At 36.6% G+C, this 19,827-nt stretch carries 15 protein-coding genes; 5 read left to right on the plus strand and 10 right to left on the minus strand.

Annotation, left to right across the window (positions count from 1 at the left end; translation table 11 throughout):
* The first annotated feature begins 38 nt into the window (after positions 1–38).
* Genes HGJ18_RS10635 through HGJ18_RS10645 form a run of 3 tightly spaced genes read left to right on the plus strand, consistent with a single transcriptional unit; the run spans position 39 to position 2,884 of the window.
* Entirely contained in the window at positions 39–1,133 is a 1,095-nt protein-coding gene (locus HGJ18_RS10635; RefSeq protein ID WP_253696374.1) for a LysM peptidoglycan-binding domain-containing protein, read from the plus strand.
* A gap of 10 nt (positions 1,134–1,143) precedes the next feature.
* On the plus strand, positions 1,144–1,812 hold the full coding sequence (locus tag HGJ18_RS10640; protein ID WP_253696376.1) for a hypothetical protein: 669 nt from the start codon (positions 1,144–1,146) through the stop codon (positions 1,810–1,812).
* A 58-nt stretch (positions 1,813–1,870) separates the two neighbouring features.
* Positions 1,871–2,884, plus strand: coding sequence for a tetratricopeptide repeat protein (locus tag HGJ18_RS10645; protein WP_253696378.1), 1,014 nt, complete (start codon positions 1,871–1,873; stop codon positions 2,882–2,884).
* Between the two features lie 6 nt (positions 2,885–2,890).
* Here the strand turns inward: HGJ18_RS10645 and HGJ18_RS10650 are convergent, their stop codons facing one another.
* The 8 genes from HGJ18_RS10650 to HGJ18_RS10685 all read right to left on the minus strand — a co-directional run bounded on the left by HGJ18_RS10650 (position 2,891) and on the right by HGJ18_RS10685 (position 13,423).
* Positions 2,891–4,456, minus strand: a complete 1,566-nt coding sequence (locus HGJ18_RS10650) for a TolC family protein (protein ID WP_253696380.1) — start codon at positions 4,454–4,456, stop codon at positions 2,891–2,893.
* Between the two features lie 162 nt (positions 4,457–4,618).
* Positions 4,619–6,784, minus strand: a complete 2,166-nt coding sequence (locus HGJ18_RS10655; RefSeq protein WP_253696381.1) for a peptidase domain-containing ABC transporter — start codon at positions 6,782–6,784, stop codon at positions 4,619–4,621.
* A gap of 6 nt (positions 6,785–6,790) precedes the next feature.
* Positions 6,791–7,384: a bacteriocin-type signal sequence gene (locus tag HGJ18_RS10660; RefSeq protein WP_253696383.1), complete on the minus strand. Its 594-nt coding sequence runs from the start codon at positions 7,382–7,384 to the stop codon at positions 6,791–6,793.
* A 13-nt stretch (positions 7,385–7,397) separates the two neighbouring features.
* Positions 7,398–8,657, minus strand: a complete 1,260-nt coding sequence (locus tag HGJ18_RS10665; RefSeq protein ID WP_253696384.1) for a clustered-type lipoprotein — start codon at positions 8,655–8,657, stop codon at positions 7,398–7,400.
* Between the two features lie 10 nt (positions 8,658–8,667).
* Positions 8,668–9,948, minus strand: a complete 1,281-nt coding sequence (locus HGJ18_RS10670) for a clustered-type lipoprotein (RefSeq protein WP_301338923.1) — start codon at positions 9,946–9,948, stop codon at positions 8,668–8,670.
* A 37-nt stretch (positions 9,949–9,985) separates the two neighbouring features.
* Positions 9,986–12,070, minus strand: coding sequence for a CHASE2 domain-containing protein (locus HGJ18_RS10675; RefSeq protein WP_253696386.1), 2,085 nt, complete (start codon positions 12,068–12,070; stop codon positions 9,986–9,988).
* A gap of 10 nt (positions 12,071–12,080) precedes the next feature.
* Positions 12,081–12,947, minus strand: a complete 867-nt coding sequence (locus tag HGJ18_RS10680; protein WP_253696387.1) for a M48 family metalloprotease — start codon at positions 12,945–12,947, stop codon at positions 12,081–12,083.
* Positions 12,947–13,423, minus strand: coding sequence for a hypothetical protein (locus HGJ18_RS10685; RefSeq protein ID WP_253696389.1), 477 nt, complete (start codon positions 13,421–13,423; stop codon positions 12,947–12,949). Before HGJ18_RS10685 ends, HGJ18_RS10680 begins: the two co-directional genes overlap by 1 nt.
* 244 nt (positions 13,424–13,667) lie before the next feature.
* On the opposite strand from HGJ18_RS10685, the gene HGJ18_RS10690 reads away from it, so the two are divergent.
* A complete protein-coding gene (locus tag HGJ18_RS10690; RefSeq protein ID WP_002666100.1) occupies positions 13,668–14,504 on the plus strand; it encodes a sulfide/dihydroorotate dehydrogenase-like FAD/NAD-binding protein in 837 nt (278 codons plus the stop codon).
* Between the two features lie 13 nt (positions 14,505–14,517).
* Positions 14,518–16,029 carry an NADPH-dependent glutamate synthase gene (gene gltA / locus HGJ18_RS10695; RefSeq protein ID WP_253696391.1) on the plus strand — a complete coding sequence of 504 codons (1,512 nt, stop codon included), beginning with the start codon at positions 14,518–14,520 and terminating at the stop codon, positions 16,027–16,029.
* A gap of 107 nt (positions 16,030–16,136) precedes the next feature.
* On the opposite strand, the gene HGJ18_RS10700 is transcribed toward gltA, so the two are convergent.
* Complete coding sequence (locus HGJ18_RS10700; protein WP_253696393.1) at positions 16,137–17,756, minus strand: ATP-binding protein; 1,620 nt, start codon at positions 17,754–17,756, stop codon at positions 16,137–16,139.
* Positions 17,757–17,886: 130 nt separating this feature from the next.
* Complete coding sequence (gene msp, locus HGJ18_RS10705; protein ID WP_253696395.1) at positions 17,887–19,542, minus strand: major outer sheath protein Msp; 1,656 nt, start codon at positions 19,540–19,542, stop codon at positions 17,887–17,889.
* Positions 19,543–19,827 lie beyond the last annotated feature (285 nt).

Consider the following 19,827-nt stretch of genomic DNA (forward strand, 5'->3'; position numbering starts at 1 on the left):
TATATTCATATTTTATCATACATTAAGGAGGATTTAGCATGAAAGAAAATTCAAACATAAAAAAATCAAAAATCAGAATATTAACCATTGAAGAGCTGTATATGATACACGGCGGTAAACAGACATCTAAAGATGAGAATGAAGGAGATTATACGGTAAAAAAAGGAGACACTTTAAGTAAGATAGTACGGGAACACTATCCTGATGCAACCAGCAAGGAACTATCCGAAAAAATTAAAGAAACTGCAAAAAATAGCGGTATAGAAAATCCCGATCTGATACATCCGGGACAAAAAATAGTCTTTGAAAATGCAAAGCCCGAAACACCATCTCAAAAATCCGATAAAAAAAAACGGCCGAAGGAACAAACTCAAAACAAGGATAAGGAAGCAAGCGATAACTATGACAGACAAGAAGATACAATATATGAGGATGAAAAAAGTATAAAATATGGTCATGATGAAAAAAAAGAAAATAAAAATGTCAGCACTAAAACTATAGGCACTGTGGATAATCAATCACATAATAAAAAAAACAAAATAGATGGTAAACAAAATTTTGCAAAATCAAATATACATGAAAAAACAGGCGGAATATTTGAGAATATGCTTTTAAAAATTTTTAATCCGCCTGAATACGAGAGGCGTCTTATGATTCGCAGAGCCGCGGCTAATGATATTCACAGTAGACAACATAATATGTTATCAGAAACATTGGAAAATATTCCTCAAACAATATGGTATGGTGCCACAGAGTGGCATTATGAAATGCGTGATAAATTAAATAAATATGATACTTCAATATACACGCATAAGATTATTTTAGATGAACAAATGGAATGGAGGAGAGAAACCCGTGACATATTTCATCAAGATGGTATTGAGCCAAAAGAAAGGAAATATTGTCATCCGAACGGATGGGAAGTTGTTTATGATGGAAAATCGCTTGTAGACCAAAATCCAAGAGTAGTTACCGATGATAAAATACGTGGAACCTATAACTATATTGATCCTGGAGCTCCTCCCGAAAATTGGTATGATGTACCAAGGTGGACTGAGTATGCCGCAAGAGGGATAGGGCATACTGTAGTAGATATCGTGCCTTATTGGATTTTAGGTAATTCCCGCAAGTAGGAGATATTAAATGAAATCTTTTTTTATATTTTTACTGGTACTGATCATTTTATTTAATATAGTATTATGGCATAAAACAAATGTCAGTGTAGACTTTATTCATGAATATTATAAAGAATTTAAACAGTTTATAAAGACAGGAGAAAAAGCAGCTGTTCTTGAAAAATATACAAAAGACGGTTTTTTATTTTTTTGTGATTTAAAACACGCAATAGAGCTTTATTATTTTGAAATGGAATCTCCTTCAATGATCTTAATAAAAGTTTTTACAGATCGAGATGATATAGAAGCTATACATATCAAACATTGGACACTAATAATTGAAGACATTGGAGTGGAACTACATTCTGAAAATATTTTAGAAAGTAAGCTGGGGTATACAAATTTTAAAGAGAACTTTGATCGGACAGTATATAAAAATACTCCGCTAAATATTTATGACGATAGACCTGGTACAAAATATGGATGGTCAAGCAGGTTTTTACTTGGGAAATTTCTACCTGACACTATAAACAAAGAAAAAGATTTAAAACGTTTTAGGAAGATAAAAGAAGTAAAATTCATTACTGTTTTTGAGTATAAAGTAAATAACGAAATCCGTGAAATCAATATCACAAGTATTTATAGACCCAAGGTAAGAGTGAGTTCAGCTTTTTGGGACAAATGGATGAGCGTATAAGAAATTATTAAATTTAGTACTGCAATGTAAGAATGGAATATTAATCAAGGAGCCGCAAATGCAATCTAAAAATAAGCGTTTTATCACAATCATATTTTTATTAATCTTAATCTACGGCTGTAAAACAACAGATAACAATACAACCGATACAAGTAAAAAACAAAACTATAGCCAAGCCGAATATTTTAACATGGCAGGAAACAGTGCAAAAGAAAAAAAAGATGGAACAAGGGCTATATATTATTATACAAAAGCAATTGAAGTAGATCCTGCTTATATTGAAGCCTATCTAAACAGAGGAGAAGCATATGTTTATCTGGCTGAACACGAAAAAGCTCTAGCTGACTTTGATAGGATAATTGAGCTTAATCCGAAAGAAGATAAAGCCTATTATTTTAAAGGTTTATTGTTTAATGATGCAGGTAACTATAATAAAGCTATTGAAAACTTAAATACTGCGATAAACTTAAACGATAAAGCGTATGAATATTACGAAGCAAGAAGCCGAGCTTATGAACAAATCAATGAATATGAAAAAGCTTTTGAGGATATAAATACTGCAATTAAATTAAATCCGAAATCTGCAAAACTATACAATTTAAGAGGGAGATTGCACGAACATTTTGAAAGAACTGATGATGCAATAAACGACTTTAAAATAGCTATTAAATTGGATCCTGATGATATATGGCCGTATAATGGACTACTTTTTATATATCTGGAAATGGATAAAAATAATGAGGCATTTGAAATTGTCAATAAGATGATAAAAATGAAGCCTTCATGGATAGGTATACTATATGGAATACGCGGAACATTATTTTCAATGAGAGGGCAATATAAAGAAGCCATAGAAGACTGTAATACCGGTATAAGGATGTATCCTCATAATGCCTCTCTATACAATATTCGAGGAAAAATTTATTTTGATCTCAAAGAATATAAAAAGGCAATAGAAGACTTTGATATGGCTATTAAATTTGCTTTAGAAAACCAAAATACAGAAAAACAAGATGCCATCGAATACAAACAAAAAGCCTACGAAGCCTTGGCTGAAATGGGAGGAAAATAAAAAAAATTAATAATTTAAAACTTCAATTATATAATCAAGTCTGGCTTTTAGACTATTTAATTGCGAAAGCTGATAATCAAGATTTTGAATTTTAAAATCGATCTCGGTTATATAGCCTTGTTTTAGTAAAACTTCTGAAGAAGCTAAACGATTTTGTATATTCTCTTTATTCTTTTCTGCTAAAATACAAACCTCGTTTAAAATATTTAAATTTATTTCATGAACTTCTTTTTTATTTTGATAGTTCATACTAAGAGCTTCAATTTCCAGTTTATTTAAATTAAGCAGTTCTTTAGTAGTCTTATCTATATCATAGACTTCATCAAGTGGAGACAGCGGAATATTTATTCCAACAGCAAAATTAAAAAGCCAGCTTTTCTCAGCCTTCCAGTAATTTTGAATAGTATCTTTAAATTTCACACCGCCTTTTGATTTAGAAGCCGGATCAAGTGTAAATGAAAATATAAACGACGGAAGCCGATTAAGCTGTTCTTTCAATGTATAATATTGATTTACTTTCAATTGCTTTTGTTTAAGTAAAAATTCGGTATCAGTATTTATATACTCATGAGAAATATAGCTTTCAAGTTTTTTTATCCAAGATTCAATATTACTCGGCATTGCATCTGCACCCATCCCTGTCAAATTTAAAGTATGAAGCATTTGAAGGTATCTTTTTTTTGAATTTAACAAATTTAATTGATTATTATATCTTTTTGTATTTCTTTCCGAAAGTTCAAGCGTAGAAAGTTTTCCTTGCTTCCATAAAGCTTCATCATTTAGGCCCAGTTGTAAATCTATTTGTGACTTTTCTTCTTCAATTGCTATAGTCTTTTTTTGAAGCCAATAAGAAACAGCAACATATATTGCCTCTGCGATTATTTTTTCTCTTATTCGTTGTAATTCCAAATCGACAAAACTAATACTATCTTCACCCAAATAAAACTCATGCTCTGCATACGGTTTTAAAATAGCCGGAGCAAAAAAATAAAGCGGCATTGAAAATTGAGTCTTGGAAGAAGAGCTGTATTCATTTTTTGCACCTTTTATTTTACTTAAAGCAAATGTATTATCAATATTAAAAGTTAATCCCATTCCCATAGGCAGGGTTTGTTTTAAATTGAGACCTGTTGTAAAGGCATGTATTTGGTCATGAGTCTTAATCTCCACATTGCTAATATAGTTTAACTTTAAAGATAATTTAGGAATCCATCTATATTGTATTTTTTGTGCTGCCGTTTTTTTTATATTATATTTACTAAGAGCTTTTTGATATTCATTACTGTTTGTTAAAACCCCGGCAATAAATTCTTCATATTCAATTGCATACAATGAAGATAATATACAACACATAAACATAAAAAAAAGTTTCTTTACCATATAATAGGCTTGAAGAGCTTCTTTTCTTGCCGAATAAATACTGTCATCAATTTTTACAAGTTCTACACCCTTTTCTATTTTTTGTCCAGGCAAATAATTTATTTGTACAATCTCACCTGCAATTATATTTTTTACTAATGATATATTTTGTACAGGCCTTACCTGTCCTTTTGCATATACTACTTCTTCCATTTTTCCAAATATGCAATATAAAAAAGCAAACAGCATCAAGCTACCTATTATGTAAATAAAAACAGTTAAAACTACAGGCGGTTTTTGTAAAAATATTTCGTGTTTATAACGTAAATCTTTAAGATGTATAAGGCGTATAGGGTTCATAGTTAAGAATAAAAGTTAAACACCTGTATTTTGAGCATTCCAAAGATCGGTATATATTCCGTTTTTTAAAATAAGCTCTTTATGTGTTCCTTCTTCTTTTATTTTACCTCCATCAAAAACAAAAATTTTATCGCAATTTATAATTGTCGAAAGTCTGTGAGCAACAATAATTGTAGTTTTATTTTCAATTATTTCTTCAATTGTACTCATTATAGCTTTTTCGGTAATAGCATCTAAACTTGCAGTCGCCTCATCAAGTATCAGTATTTTAGGTTCCCTAAGTAAAATACGGGCCAAGGCTATACGCTGCCGTTCACCGCCCGAAAGAGTTGCACCCCGTTCTCCTATAATTGTTTCGTAACGATCGGGCAGCTTATTGATAAAAGCATCGGAGCGGGAAACTTTTGCAGCATAATACAAAGCATTTTCCGGTAAAAACCCGTTTCCCCATAAAATATTTTCTCTAATTGAACCTGAAAATAATAGAACTTCTTGAGGTACATAACCTATAAGTTTACGATACGATTCGGTTTCCAAATCTTTTATATTTAAACCGTCAATAAGGATTTCCCCGCTTTGAAAATTATAAAATTTCATAAGCAGTTTTACAAGTGTTGTTTTGCCTGAACCGGAGGCTCCTACAAAAGCAATTTTCATTCCGGGTTTTATATTTAAATTAATATTTTCTAATGTATTACCATGTAAACCGTATGCAAAACAGAGGTCTTTAATTTCGATAGAACCTTCTATATTTTCTATTTTAGTTTTTCCCGAATAGGTTGTTTTTTCGATAGGCATATCAAGTATTTCGGAAAGGCGGTTTGCTGCAACAAAGGCTTCCTGTAATGTAGGTTGCAAGGTTAATAAACGCCCTAAGGGGCCTAAAAAATATCCCGATAAAATAGAAAATGCTATCAACTGCCCGAGGCTCATTGTTCCGTTTAATATTTTAAAACTGCCTACCCAATAAACGCCTAAAGTTCCAAGCTGCGAAAGAGTCATTTGCACGGCATTTTCTATATTTGCAAGCGTACCTATTTCAATCCCCTTATTTACGGAATCTACCATTTTTACCTCGGTTCGCTCAAATGCAAGATCTTCACTTGAAAGAGCCTTTACTGTTCCTATTCCGTTTATGGACTCTACCATGCCTGAATATTTTTCGGCATCTATTACGGCCTTTTCTTTTATCATTCTTCTATATGGCTGCACAAAAAAACATATTACAACGGCAGAAATAATAACCGGAATAACGGCAATCAACATGAGTATACCGCCTGATGCACATAAAAAAGCTCCGCCTACAACCAGCATTAGGGAGTCCAAGATAATATTCATTCCTGTAGAAGACAGAACCTGTCTTATAGTATTTACATCATGAATACGGGAAAGGACCTCTCCTGTTTTGCGTGTAGTAAAAAAATCCATCGGAAGATGAAGAACATGGTCAAAGTATTCAAAACTTAAAGCAGCTTCCATCTTACTGCTCATATGAAGCATAAGTTGATTACGCGAAATATTTAACAGCGTTTGAAAAATAATTACAACAAGGTATCCTAAAGAAACCAAGTTAAGCGTTATTTTTGTACCTGAATATAAAACTTCATCAACCAAAAACCGAAAATAAAAAGCAACGATTATACCTAAAAAACTTAAGAGTATACTTGCCGTAAGAACTTCGCCTACTATTTTTTTATGGGGCTTTAAAAGATACAAAAAACGGGTTAAAATACTGCCTGAATCTTTATTTAACTTAAATTTTTCTTGAGGAGTTAAAACAAAAAAGACACCGCTCCACTCTTTTTTAAATTCACTTATAGGTATTTTCAAAAGCCCTGAAGCAGGGTCTCCTATAATTACGTTATCTTTTTTAATTTTAAAAATTACAACATAATGTTCTGAATCATTTCTTTTTAAATGAGTAATTATGGGGAAGACGATATCCTCGGAAAATTCTTTTTCGGGACTTAAAGCTCCCTGACATGAAAATCCTAATTCTTCTGCACCGCGGACAATTCCGTATCCTGAGGTACCGCCTCTATCCGTACCTGCTATTTTGCATATATAAGAAATAGGTATTCTTTTCCCGTAATATTTGCAAAGAGTTGCAAGACAGGCAGGACCGCAGTCCTGAGTATCTTGCTGCAAGACCACGGTTAAATTGGATTTTTTATTAAACACGGCTCCCTACACCCCAAACGGATCTTCTTTTATTGCAGTATCGTTTACAGGAAGCCCCGCAACATTTAAACTTGTTATAGGCTGTAAGGCGGATAACTCGTTATACTTTTTTGTATAAGCTTCATTATAATTTTTAACCGAGTTCGGCCCTATATAGTCAAACCCTGCCTCTATATTTGTTAGTCCAACCTCCTTTATCTTAGCGTTAACCCATTCTTTTGCATATTTATCTATATAATTTTCAACATTTTTACAGGCTGTATTTGCATTAACCCAATATCCGGCGCCTCTTTGACCTTCTTTTCCTTTATACCCATCCGGTTTTCCATAAAATGCTTCCATATGGACACCGGTAGCTTCCATTACATCATAACTTGATTGGTTACACCATGTTACACCTTCTGCGGCGCCTTCATAGTCAAAATTTCCTTTTGCATAAGGCCGATAAATTGCAGCTTCCCGTACAGTATCTTGAGACTTTTCAAGATTAATACGCCTTTTTCTCGATAATATTACCTCATCATCTATAGCATCATTAATCTCTCCTCCTCCGTTTATTTTTAACAACTCTTCATCAGTTAATTTAATAATTTTTTCCATTTTTTAATCCCTCCTAATATTTTCTTTTTAATAAAATAAACTCTTTTAAAGTATCATTCCATTGATAATCATCTATCCATTCACCGCTCCTCGACTTATCTTTTATTATAATCATTTTTTTATACCAATCAACAGATACTACATCGTAATCATTATCATATACATAACCGGTAACAAAAAACTCGCCATTGAATTCAATTATAAATAAGAAATTCCTACCTGTGCTAAAATGAGTTACAAAATATATTTCATTTTTACCGTTTTGATTAAAATCCGACACCCACCCTTGAGAAAACTCAAATCCAAAATTTTTTAACCCAAAAAGACCGCCTCGTTCAATATGCGGTGGAAAAAATGATGCACTAGGAACAGTAATATAGTAATCTTTGATTATCTTATCTTCATCAACTACAAAACATCGCACTCTTTCTATAAACTGATCATATATTTCCGGATCAGGGGCATCTTCATAAAACATAACAAAGTATTCATCATATCCTGAGTTTGTAAAGTTCCCCTTTACATAATCAAGGATTTTCATATCATACTGTTTATATCCCATAGTTTTGACTCCCGTATCCCAATCTGTATGGACAACCTCAAAATATAAAGGATATCGTGTGTTTTCGTAATCTTCAAACAGTTTTATCATTTCATCTTTTTTTTCATCGTTTTCCATACTATATATAGAGCCGTGCACTTGGTTTTCTATAAGTTCGTCATTTATTTTTACCATATTAGTCTCACTTAAAAGGTCATAAGAGAGAGGAAGATACATCTGTTCAATGTTATACCACTTATAGGTAACCTGATAATCAAGAGTTCCTCCGTTTTGGGTAGGAGCTTTATATTTACAATAGCAAAATTCACCTTCCTTTTTTATCTCATAAAAATGAATAAACTCAAGGTTATATACCGAACTATACAGTGCCGGAGCCTTTTGTTGTGCCAGATTATCAATACTCATAAATACCGGACATTTATATCTTAGAATTTTTTCTTTCTTATCAAGCTCGGTTCTAAGCTGTTTAAGACTTTCCTCGTATGCTTTACTTTTTTTGTATTTTTCTTCTAATTCCTTAATTTGTTCAGGACTCTTCACGTGCGTGTTATATTCGGGCTTTGATAAAAATTCATTTTCTTTCGGTTCAATTTTTGTAGATGTTTCAACTTTTGTCTCCTCAGGCTTCTGTTCTTTAATTTCTTTAGAACACGAAAATAAAAAAGCCGCTAATATTAAGATAAAAATAAGTTTTAATTTGTCTTTTTTCACTATAACCTCCTTATTTATATTGTTTATTTGATAAAAGAACATAGCAACGCTCTTTTTCACACCACTGATATTCTGCAAAATATTTAGGTCTGGTATCTTTAGAATCCAATACCAGTGACCGAAATGGATTAGTTTCAACTACTATTTTAGCTTGTTCCCAGTCAACCGATTTAAGAATATCACCTCGATTAGTGATAGGTATTTCAACAAATCTATTATCAATAAATTCTATTGAGAAAAAACTTGAACCGAATACCTCTTTGCGGTGAACAAATATCTCGTTTATTCCGTTTTGATTAAAATCGGCAATCCACCCAAAAGAAAATTGCTCGCCCAAATCTATTTTTGTTTTATCCCTCGGTACAACATGCCCCCAATGTCCCGGAAGTTTATACATTTTAATTACTTTATCGTTTTCCATGATAAAACACTCGACATATTTTATATAGTTATACTCCAAAAGAAATATACCATCTTCCAACTCAGATTTAGTAAAAGGAGCCGTAAACAAAACTATATATTCATCTTTTCCTGAATTACTAAAATTACCCTTTACATAATCAAATACCTTATACGGCTTATCACCCGTTTTATGCCGATGTTCCTTAGTGTATTTATTTATGTATCTTTCAAATATTTTAATATTTTTATCTTTGTTTATATCTTTTTCGGCTTCTGTTATTTTCCCATGAACTCTTTTTGATTCCTGTACTTGCCTATCGGCTATTACGGGTTTTTCTCTTAGTTCATAATTTGTATAAGCAAAATTTTTCGGATATAGATAAAAAGTATAAACAACATCATATATTAATTCTTTTCCACTTGGAAGGTTTAATGTCTGTTTACAATAAATATTTTTATTATCCGAATCAACTTTGACTATCTCTGTATTTTTTTGTCTGTTTAGATAATCAATACCGCTTTTTTCAAATTCTTCATACGAATTTCCATGAACATCGTACATATCTATTTCTAACTGGATTTTATGTAGACTCCATGCATGTCTTTTTTTGCTTTCCAGTAATTTTATAAGCCCTGTTTCAGGAGTGTTTTCGTCGGTTAGTACAACTGGAGGATCTTCTTCAGTAAAATCAATATCTTCTTCTTCCGATTCAGATCCTTGTTTAATTTGGTCAAGCTTTTTTGGAGGAACAGTATAATCAAGTATTACTAAAGGTTTCTTTTCAGCTACGTTTTTTTCTTCCGCAGGTTCTTTAACCTCTTTAGAACACGAAAATAAAAAAGCTGCCAATATCAAGATAATGATAAGTTTTGATTTATTGTTTTGCATTAGAACCTCTATGTTTATGGTTTAATAATTTAAAAAATTATTTTGTATCGGCCTTCCAAATGCCCAGCCACTCGCCTTCAGGTTTTTGGGAAATAAGGGTTTTACATTTTTCTGCATAGTGCTTTGAAGGAGGATCGGCTTCTTCCGTTTGAGCAAAAATATTTAAGGCTTCTTTAAAGTTTCCGGCGTAGAATTCTTTTAAACCTCTATCAAAGGAATCGAGCAAGACTTTTTTTTCGTTATAAGTTTTTTCGTCCATGACTTCATAAACAACTACGGGTTCGGATTTTCCTACAACTGCGGCACGGGCAAGCTCTCTGAATTTTAGAATTGTGCCGCTTTCTTCAGCTTGTTTTTTTGCGGCCTCAGCGCACATTGTGTAAGAACCGAATTGCTTATTTAAACCTTCCAAGCGGGCGGCCAAGTTTACCGAATCACCTAACATTGTATAATCGAAGCGGCTTACCGAGCCCATGTTGCCGACGATAGCAAAGCCCGTATTAAGCCCTATGCGCATTTTAAAGGGCCTGCCTTGAGCCCGCTTTTCAAAATCGGCACGCCTTTCTTCAAGTTTTTTTTGACAAGCCCAAGCCGCTTCTAAGGCAGAACGGGCATGATGTTCCACTCGTGCAGGAGCATTCCAAAAAGCAATTATAGCATCACCTTCATACTTGTCGATTGTACCGCCCGAATCCAAGATAATTTTACTCATATCCGAAAGATAATCGTTTAAAAGCTCGGTAAGAGCTTCGGGACTTAAACTCTCCGAGATTGAAGTAAAACCTTGCAAGTCCGAAAAGAAAATCGATATTTCTTTACGTTCCCCGCCGAGCTTTAATTGGGATGGGTCGGCAATCAACTGTTCAATAACGGCAGGGCTTAGATACTGCTTAAAGGCATTTTTTAAATAACGCCTTTGTTTACCCTCAACCATGTAACTAACTGCGAGGGAGGCAACAAAAGATAAGATCATTCCGGCAAGCACCGAAGCCGCGGGTATCGCAATTCCTAAACGGAATAGATAATATGCGATAAAAAGATAGAGGGCAACAAAAACCAAAAAGCTCACAGCATTTATACTTATCGAAGCAGTTCTGGATTTTATTTTTTCCGAAAAAATTTCAGGCAAGCCTGCAAGAATAATACAAATTAAAATAATTAAAGCATTAATCAAAAAACCTGTTTCTACAATCCTATTACCCGAAAGAATATTATCTAAAAGAGTTATATGAATGCCGACTCCCGGGTATGAAGCGGAAACTGGGGTTTGACAAATATCGAAAAGGCCTGGAGCATAGAGCCCGAAAAAAACATACATGTCTTCAAAATCTTCAGGATTCAGTTCACTTTCCCTTCCCGCCCTTATGTCTGCTTGTGCCTTTAAAATGTCGCCTGCACTGTAAGGCAAATAATCGTCAATACTTTTTATAAAGCGGAGATTAATCTCTTCAGGTAAGGCCTCATCTTCATCTCCGCCCACAAAATAAGAAGCAATTCCCAGAGTAGGAATCTTATAATTTTTCCACGAATAAAAAAGACGGGCACGCCTGATAGTTCCGTCAGAATCGGAAAGGCTGTTTACATTCCCTATGAGTCTGGCAGACGAAGCAATTTCATCTATAGGAAAAATACCGGGCAACTCCTTAGCAGGGCCTAATCCATTTTTACTTAACTGTTCAGGCTTAGGAGCACTGTCAGGCCAGCTTTGCGTATTCCCTTGGACCTTGTCAAAAAAAACGGTTTGAATAACTATGCCGCTTTCCTTTGACGCATCAGCAAATTTTTTATCATCAGCATCCCCATAGGAAGAAGGCTCCGTAAAAAGCATATCAAAGGCAACCGACTTTGCTCCGCCGCCTGAAAAAAAATCGACTATCTCGGCATAGGCTTCACGCGGCCAAGGCCAAGTCCATCCCCTTTCGGAAGCTGCATAGTTTAAGCTTTTTTGATCTACTAAAACTAAAACAATTTCATCGGAGGGAGAAAAATAAGAAGCCGTCCTATTCATTCTATCATCATAAAAAAAATATTCCGCCTGCTTAAAAACTCCCAAATAAATAAAAAAAAGCACAATGAAAAAAACCGGAATGGAAATAAAAAACAGCCTTCGTATTTTCTTCATAATTTTTTCCTTATTTCAGTTTATTCTTTTGATAGCGGTTAAGCCTCGCGGAACGGTTATAGTCGCCTGCAAGCTTTTTCGATTCCTTTTCTACGGATTTTATACGGGAAACTGCTGATGGGTGAGTTTTGCCGAAGCCTCTACTGTCATGCTTCTGTTTTTCACTCATAATTTTAAGCATTTCGGTCATAGCATTGGGATCATATCCCGCCCTTGCCATCAGCTTGACGGCAAAACGGTCTGCATCATATTCTTGGCTTTTAGAATAACCTGAATTCACTAAGGTTGTTACAATTTCTTTTGATGCATCTTCTAAAAATTTAAGTTCCGCTTTTTTATCGGAGCCTACAGCCATTGTTGCCGAACTTTCTACAGCGGCAGCAGTTATTCTATTAGCCTTAATAGCTCCTATACCGTGCTTTAGTTGAATGTGCCCAAGCTCATGGGCTATGACACCGGCAAGAGCATCTTCGGAATCCGCACAAGACAAGAGTCCCTTGGTAACCAGCACATGACCGCCGGGTGTTGCAAAGGCATTTATTTCGTCCGTATCCAATATCGCAACATGATAGCCGTTATAGGATTCGGGTACGTCGGAATTCAAAACCAAGGTCATACAGATCAAGTTAAGATAGTTTTCCAACGGCTTGTTCCTGTAAAGTTTATAATTACTTAAAATGATGGCAGCAACTTCCCTGCCTATATAATACTCTTCCTCATTTTCAATAGGCTTCGAGGCTTCAATAATAGGAGCGGCAGCATCTATAGCATTTTTTGTAAAGGCAAGAGGATCATCTAAACTTCCCAATAGGGCACAAGATAGAACAACTACCGGTATTAAACTTATAATTACAAATAATCCGAATTTTTTCTTCATTATTCACCGTCCTCCAATAAGCCTTCTTTAATAAAAAAATGTAAATCCGCCGGGTTTACCTTTATGCCTTCAACGCTGTCAACTGCCGCATAATTTTTTTTACCTGAAGCCGAAAACTCCGAGCCCGAGCCTTCAGTTAGGCCCTTTCCTGCAAGCGACAATTCCTTTGCTTCTGCAGAAGTTTTTTTATCAAAAGAGCCGGCTATTTTTTTCTTTGTAAGATTTGCCTTCGGAAGCCAGCCTACAAGGTTCGGGTTTGAAACGGGAGAAACCTTCATCCATTTTCCTTTTTCTTCTAAAAGATATACCTGATCCCCGTACCTTACTCTCACAAGGTCTTTAGCAAAAAAAGCTGAATCGGATTTTATCCATGTTTCTTTTATATTCACATACATTTTTTTAGAGGACTTTTCCGCCGTCAGTATTCCCAAAACAACAAAAAACATAAGTAAACACAATATCTTAGATTTTTTCATAAAAACCTCCTTCTTAATGTGAAAATTGTATCACAAAAAAAGCCGCTTGTCCAGTTTTTATTATCGGTAGTTTTTAATGGAATGTATTTCCGCGGCAAAAAACAAAACAAACAAATTTCCGCCTGTTGCAAGATTTTTTGAATTTTGATATAATAACCCGTTAAGGTTATCATTGATTTGAAGACTTGTCTAACATCTTAAATCATTATTTTTTTATAGATTATAAACCTTAAGGAGTATGATTATGCACAAAATACTTGAAAAACGGCAATATTCGCCTGAGGTTTTTTATTTGCGCGTTGAAGCACCGGAAATCGCAAAAAACAGACATCCGGGACAGTTTGTAATCGTTCAAATAGATACCAACTTCGGTGAAAGAGTTCCTCTCACAATTGCCGATGCAAATGCCGAAGAAGGCTGGATCGCCCTCGTTATTCAGGCCGTAGGAGCCACAACCATCAAACTTTGCAATAAAAACGTAGGTGATTCTATCGCTGCAATTTTAGGCCCTCTTGGACGCCCCTCCCACATCACAAAGTGCGGAACCGTTGCCTGTGTCTGCGGAGGTATTGGTGTTGCCCCAATGTACCCTATAGCTCAAGCCTTTAAAGAAGCAGGTAACAAGCTCATAGTTATCATCGGAGCAAGAAACAAGGATCTAATCGTTTTTGAAGATGAAATGAAGGCTATCGCCGATGAGCTAATTATCACAACAGATGATGGTTCTTATGGAAGAAAGGCTCTTGTAACCGTACCTTTAAAAGAACTCTGTGAAAGTCAAACTCCTCCCGACGAAGTCTTTGCAATCGGCCCGCCCATAATGATGAAATTCTGTGCCGAAACCACCCGTCCATTCGGAATAAAAACAACGGTTTCACTTAACACGATTATGATTGACGGTACGGGAATGTGCGGCGGCTGCCGTGTAACCGTAGACAATCAAATCAAGTTCGTATGTGTTGACGGCCCCGAATTCGATGCCCACAAGGTTGACTTCGATAATATGATGATGAGAATGAAGGCCTTCCGCGGACGCGAAGATCAGGATAGGCATAAGTGCAAGTCCGGTATTTTTAATTAAGGAGCGGAAAAATATGGAAAATATAAATAAAGAATGTCATAAACATGTAACCCATGAAGAGCTTTCAGATCGGGCCAAACAGCTTTGGGCCGATTTAAAGGGCAAAACCTTAACCCCTAAAGAAAGGGCTCAGATTCCTATTCAGGAAATGCCGACCCTCGATCCTCATAAAAGAGCCTCATTGATGAATGAGGTTGCCATGGGCTACACCGATGAACAGGCCCGCATTGAGGCGGAAAGATGCTTAAACTGCAAAAACAAGCCCTGCGTTAAAGGCTGCCCCGTAGGTATACCGATTCCCGAATTTATTGCCGAAATCCAAAAAGGCGATTATAAAAAGGCTGTCGATATTATAAAAACAACAAACCTCTTACCTGCAATTTGCGGACGCGTTTGTCCTCAAGAAAAGCAGTGCCAAGCTTTTTGTACTGTAGGTAAGATGCTCAAATCCACGGAACAGGCTGTAGCCATCGGCCGTCTTGAACGCTTTGTCGCCGACTGGGAAAGAAACAATAATAAGATTACCATTCCACCCGTTGCTCCCGAAACCGGAAAAAAAGTTGCTATCATCGGTTCAGGCCCTGCCGGTTTGACTGTTGCAGCCGATGTCCGCAGGGAAGGCCACTCGGTAACAGTCTTTGAAGCCTTCCACAAAACAGGCGGCGTTATGGTTTACGGAATCCCCGAATTCCGATTGCCGAAAGAAATCGTTGCAAAGGAAGTCGAAAACCTCGAAAAGATGGGCGTTGAATTCAAAACCAACTTCTTGGTAGGAAGAACCGAGACCCTTGAGCAGCTTTTAAAAGAAGACGGATATGATGCCGCCTTTATCGGAACCGGTGCCGGTCTTCCCAAATTTATGGGAATTGAAGGCGAAAACCTCATCGGTGTTTTTAGTGCAAACGAATATTTGACAAGGGCTAACCTTATGAAGGCCTATGATGCAACGCACTCCGATACCCCTCTGTATCAGGCTGAAACTCTAGCCGTAATCGGAGGCGGAAACGTTGCTATGGATGCTGCCAGAATGGGCTACCGCCTTGGCTGTAAAAAAGTCTACTGTATTTACCGCCGAACCCGTGCCGAAATGCCCGCCCGAATCGAAGAAGTTGCCCATGCCGAGGAAGAAGGCGTAGAGTTCTGCTTCCTTCAAAACCCCACAAGAATAATCGGAGATGAAGAAGGAAAGGTTTGCGCAATAGAAGTTTTAGACTATGAATTGGGCGAACCTGATGAATCCGGCAGAAGAAAGCCTGTAGAAAAACCCGGTACCGAGCATCAAATAAAGGTTGATGCCGTAATCGTTGCCCTCGGAAACGACTCCAACCCCCTTATGGCTCAAACAAGTCATGGTTTGGAAGTTACCAAAAAGGGCAATATCGTCGTTGACGAAAGCCAAAAAACCTCGATCGAGGGAGTTTGGGCAGGAGGCGACATTGTTTTAGGTGCTGCTACCGTAATTCTTGCAATGGGCGAAGGCCGAAAAGCCGCTGCCGCAATTAACGAATATTTAAAGACAAAATAAGTCTTTTACTTTAAAACGATAATTAAAAAGCTGTCCAAGTTCAAATGCTTGGGCAGCTTTTTTTATGATTTTTCTATAAACTTTCCTTCTTACAGGTTTTTAATAGCTTAAAGTTCTTCCGACTTCCATTCGCCGATAGTCCTTTCCTCCTCATTAAAACTCGAACCTATCAGAATTATTTTTTTGCCGCTTGTCTTAAATTGAGCGGCATAGCCATTTTCTTTTATTTGGACTATTGCATCTTCTGCCGTACCTGCACTCATCAGCTTAAACTCAAAGATGTATATCGAATCCTTAGTATGTACTATACAGTCAGCCCTGCCTTTTAAACAGTGTATTTCCGTTTGCACAAATTGCCCCATAAGTTTAAAGATTAGGTAAACGGCAGTCTGGTAGTTTTGCTCCCTCAATTTGAGCTTATCTTTTGGAAGATTATCGTAAGGCACACCGGCTATTATAGCCTGCATCCTTTCCATAAACTCATCGACATTCCCGGATCGGATATCCTCGACAAACTTCCATATTGAAACTCCCGTTTCATCAGGCCTAAGTGAAGAATATGACGGGAATAGATTTTCTAAAAAGCTATAACGTACCTCATCATTCGGAAAGCCTAAGCGATACATATTAACTTCTTCTATGTATTCGTTTATCGTTAAATAGCCCGATTGAAACAATATCGGTAATGGATTTTTTGCATCTGCACGGTATAATTCTATCCCCGCTTCATTTAATTCAACATTTCCGTCTAGGTCGGGAATATTGTAATGAGCATCTTTTAGGTAGTTTACCAAAAAAGTCGGCGTGCCTGTGGAGAACCAATAATTTTTTAATTCGCCGGAGTTTAAAGTATTTAATATGCTAAACGGGTTATAGACAGATTCTCCTAAAACACTGAACTTATAGCCGTCGTACCGCTTTTTTAGTTCTTCAAGCATTTTAGCATAGCTGTTTTTGGTGTTTTTCGCCAGTCTTTCTATTTCAGGCTTAAAGGTTTTTTCTATCTCGGCTTGAGTTAGGCCGCATATTTCGGCATAGTCATTCAGCATACTTATATCTTGCAGATTATTTAAGTCGCTGAATATACTTACCTTACTGAACTTTGTAACTCCCGTCAAAAAAGCAAAGCGGATATACTGGTCGCAAGTTTTTATTACCGAATAAAAGGCTTTAAGGGTATTGCGGAATTCTTCGTTTAAGGCTTCGTTTACACCCATTGTTTGTAAAAGGGGTTTATCATATTCGTCCACAAGAATGACCACCTGCTTTCCGGTTTTGTTGTAGGCGGTTTCTATTAGTGACTGAAAACGCTTTCCGAAAGAATCGCCTTCATTTTTTAACCCGTAGAGTTTTTCTTCTTTTTTTAAAAAGTAGTCTAGGCTTTCAGCAAGAGCAGCATCCAAGTCATATCGGCCCACATTAAAATCCATATACAAAACAGGATACTCACCCCATGCTTCGTTTTTTTCGATTTCGGCCCGCTTTTCTTCAGCCTTTTCGATGTACAAGCCCTTAAAAAGCTCTTTTTGCCCTAAAAAATAGGCCTTCAAAGTCGAGAGAAAAAGACTTTTTCCAAAGCGGCGGGGACGGCTTAAAAAGTATACCTTCCCTAAGTTGGCCAGCTTAAAAGCATATAGAGTTTTATCTACATATAAAAAGTTTTTTCTGCGTAAATCTTCAAAACTTTGAATCCCTATCGGTATCTTTCTCGAAAAATCAAAATCCATTTTAAGCCTCCTAAAACCGATTATATCATAAGACGCAGGATTATTCAATGTTTTAAGAATAGCAGCAGACTCGATTAAACACAAAAAAACCCGCCTTGCGGCGGGTTTTAAACTATACTAGATATAGAGATTAGTAGATAACTTTAACACCGATTACAAAAGTACCATTGTGTGCATCAAAAGCAGGAGCGCTAATCATGCCTTGAGTACCTTCATATTTATTCCAGGAAAGTTTACCCTGTGACCAGTAGGTGTCAATTTCAATTTTCTCTGCAGGAGAGAATGTAGCACCGACCTTATAGGCAACACCGAAGAACTTATCGGTTTTGCTAGGATCTATAGATTTTCTGTTGGTTTCACCCCAGAAGTTAACATAGGGCTTGATCCACATTGAATCTGTAAGAGCATACTTGTAGTTTACCCAAGCACTTAGACCCATAGGTAATGTAGATTTATCACCGGTGGGAACTGCGCTTAAGAGATGGTTAAGTCTGAAGTCTACGCCAAATGCCAAACCTTCAACAAAATTTGTATTTCCTGAAGCTGCTGATTTAAAGGCAATCATTGCTGCCATATCACCAATAGCATCGCCGTTCTTGTCCTCTCCGGCATAAGCAGACAAATCATTACCGAAGTAGGCACCAAGAGCTACCCACTTATAAGAAGCATCAAAGCGAAGATCAAAAGCAACCTTTGAATCCGTACCTACATTCATTAAGGCATCCATGGCTAAGGTTAGAGCAAGACCATCAACAGGCTTTGATCCGAGTTTGAATCCCATACCTAAATACGGCTTATCCGGATTTGATCCTGCTGCAACATCTTCATGAACACCGGCCTTTCCAAAGTCCTTAACGTTATCAAAAGTTGCATTGATACCGAAATCAAGCGTAACCCACTTATCATAACCTAAGCTTAAATCAAGTCCGAAAGCATATTTGTTTGCTGCGGGACCGGTTGCAGTAGACGCTGTCTGTACCAAATATTTTCCGGCTTCACCAGCAGCTACGGTAGGAAGACCTGTGGCAGGGTCAACAGGACCTGTGAAAGCAGGAGCTGCTGTAGAACTAAATATCGGCTTACCTTCTCCATCGTAACCATTTTGCTTATAATATGTAGCACCAGCAATTGATGTGTCGCCAGCTTTCAAATCTACAACCTTAAACTTATCTTGAGATGCTGATCCCTTAGCTTTCCATGAACCGTTTGATCCGAATTTTAAGCCGGCATCAAATTTAAGCCCTGTTCCTGCAAGGTCATCGCTTGCATAACCGAGTTTTGTACCAAAACCAGTAATATCGCCTGAGGTTTCAGGACCCCATGCTATACCATTGTCGCGGATAGGTGACCAAATCTGTGCATAGTTTGTAGAAAAGTCAGGGCGTCCGTAAACATTCATGTAACCGCCGAAGAAATGAATAGATGCAGACATATCGCTTAATGTTTTTCTCCAGAGTTTAAACTCGGCATCCGAATCCCAAGCCAAATGGGGTGATGCACTATTTGACAACTGGTCATAGAATCTGTAAGCTAAGTTTACACCAAGATCAAAGTTCATGCGAACGTCACCTTCGGTCTTTGAGTTTAAAGTACCCATGTAAAGAGGGATTACGACCTTTGCGTCCAAGTAATTCTCAAAACCATGTTGGGCCTTTGCATTATTGCCTGCTCCAAAGTCAATTCCCCAGTTTACAGAAGCATTTGCTGTAACTTGAGGTGTAAGTTGGGCAAAAGCTGCTCCGCCCAAGAGCACCAAAATCATCAAAATTGACAGAATTTTTTTCATAAAAAATTCCTCCTTGTTATTTGTTTGACGACATTGTAACACAGCCAAAAACACTTGTCAAGCAAAAATACAAAAAAGTTACACAAAATTCGCATTTTTTTTATAATTTTTCTAATTTTTTTGCCTTTTTTCGGCATATTAACAACAAAAACAAGCGGATCCTGCACCGATTCAGTTCAAGGAGAAACACCTTTCTCCGAAAAAGGGGAAGGGGCACCACCAACGGAGTTTCGAGGTAAAACCACCGCTCTGACTTGAAAAGCCCGTAAGGGAACGGGGGTTTGT

It is taken from the genome of Treponema denticola (genome assembly GCF_024181405.1).
Classification (GTDB): domain Bacteria; phylum Spirochaetota; class Spirochaetia; order Treponematales; family Treponemataceae; genus Treponema_B; species Treponema_B denticola_D.

Coding starts and splice junctions, on each gene's coding strand:
- HGJ18_RS10635 (WP_253696374.1), top strand. CDS start 39: ATGAAAGAAAATTCAAACATAAAAAAATCAAAAATCAGAATATTAACC.
- HGJ18_RS10640 (WP_253696376.1), top strand. CDS start 1,144: ATGAAATCTTTTTTTATATTTTTACTGGTACTGATCATTTTATTTAAT.
- HGJ18_RS10645 (WP_253696378.1), top strand. CDS start 1,871: ATGCAATCTAAAAATAAGCGTTTTATCACAATCATATTTTTATTAATC.
- HGJ18_RS10650 (WP_253696380.1), bottom strand. CDS start 4,456: ATGGAAGAAGTAGTATATGCAAAAGGACAGGTAAGGCCTGTACAAAAT.
- HGJ18_RS10660 (WP_253696383.1), bottom strand. CDS start 7,384: ATGGAAAAAATTATTAAATTAACTGATGAAGAGTTGTTAAAAATAAAC.
- HGJ18_RS10670 (WP_301338923.1), bottom strand. CDS start 9,948: ATGCAAAACAATAAATCAAAACTTATCATTATCTTGATATTGGCAGCT.
- HGJ18_RS10675 (WP_253696386.1), bottom strand. CDS start 12,070: ATGAAGAAAATACGAAGGCTGTTTTTTATTTCCATTCCGGTTTTTTTC.
- HGJ18_RS10680 (WP_253696387.1), bottom strand. CDS start 12,947: ATGAAGAAAAAATTCGGATTATTTGTAATTATAAGTTTAATACCGGTA.
- HGJ18_RS10685 (WP_253696389.1), bottom strand. CDS start 13,423: ATGAAAAAATCTAAGATATTGTGTTTACTTATGTTTTTTGTTGTTTTG.
- HGJ18_RS10690 (WP_002666100.1), top strand. CDS start 13,668: ATGCACAAAATACTTGAAAAACGGCAATATTCGCCTGAGGTTTTTTAT.
- gltA (WP_253696391.1), top strand. CDS start 14,518: ATGGAAAATATAAATAAAGAATGTCATAAACATGTAACCCATGAAGAG.
- HGJ18_RS10700 (WP_253696393.1), bottom strand. CDS start 17,756: ATGGATTTTGATTTTTCGAGAAAGATACCGATAGGGATTCAAAGTTTT.
- msp (WP_253696395.1), bottom strand. CDS start 19,542: ATGAAAAAAATTCTGTCAATTTTGATGATTTTGGTGCTCTTGGGCGGA.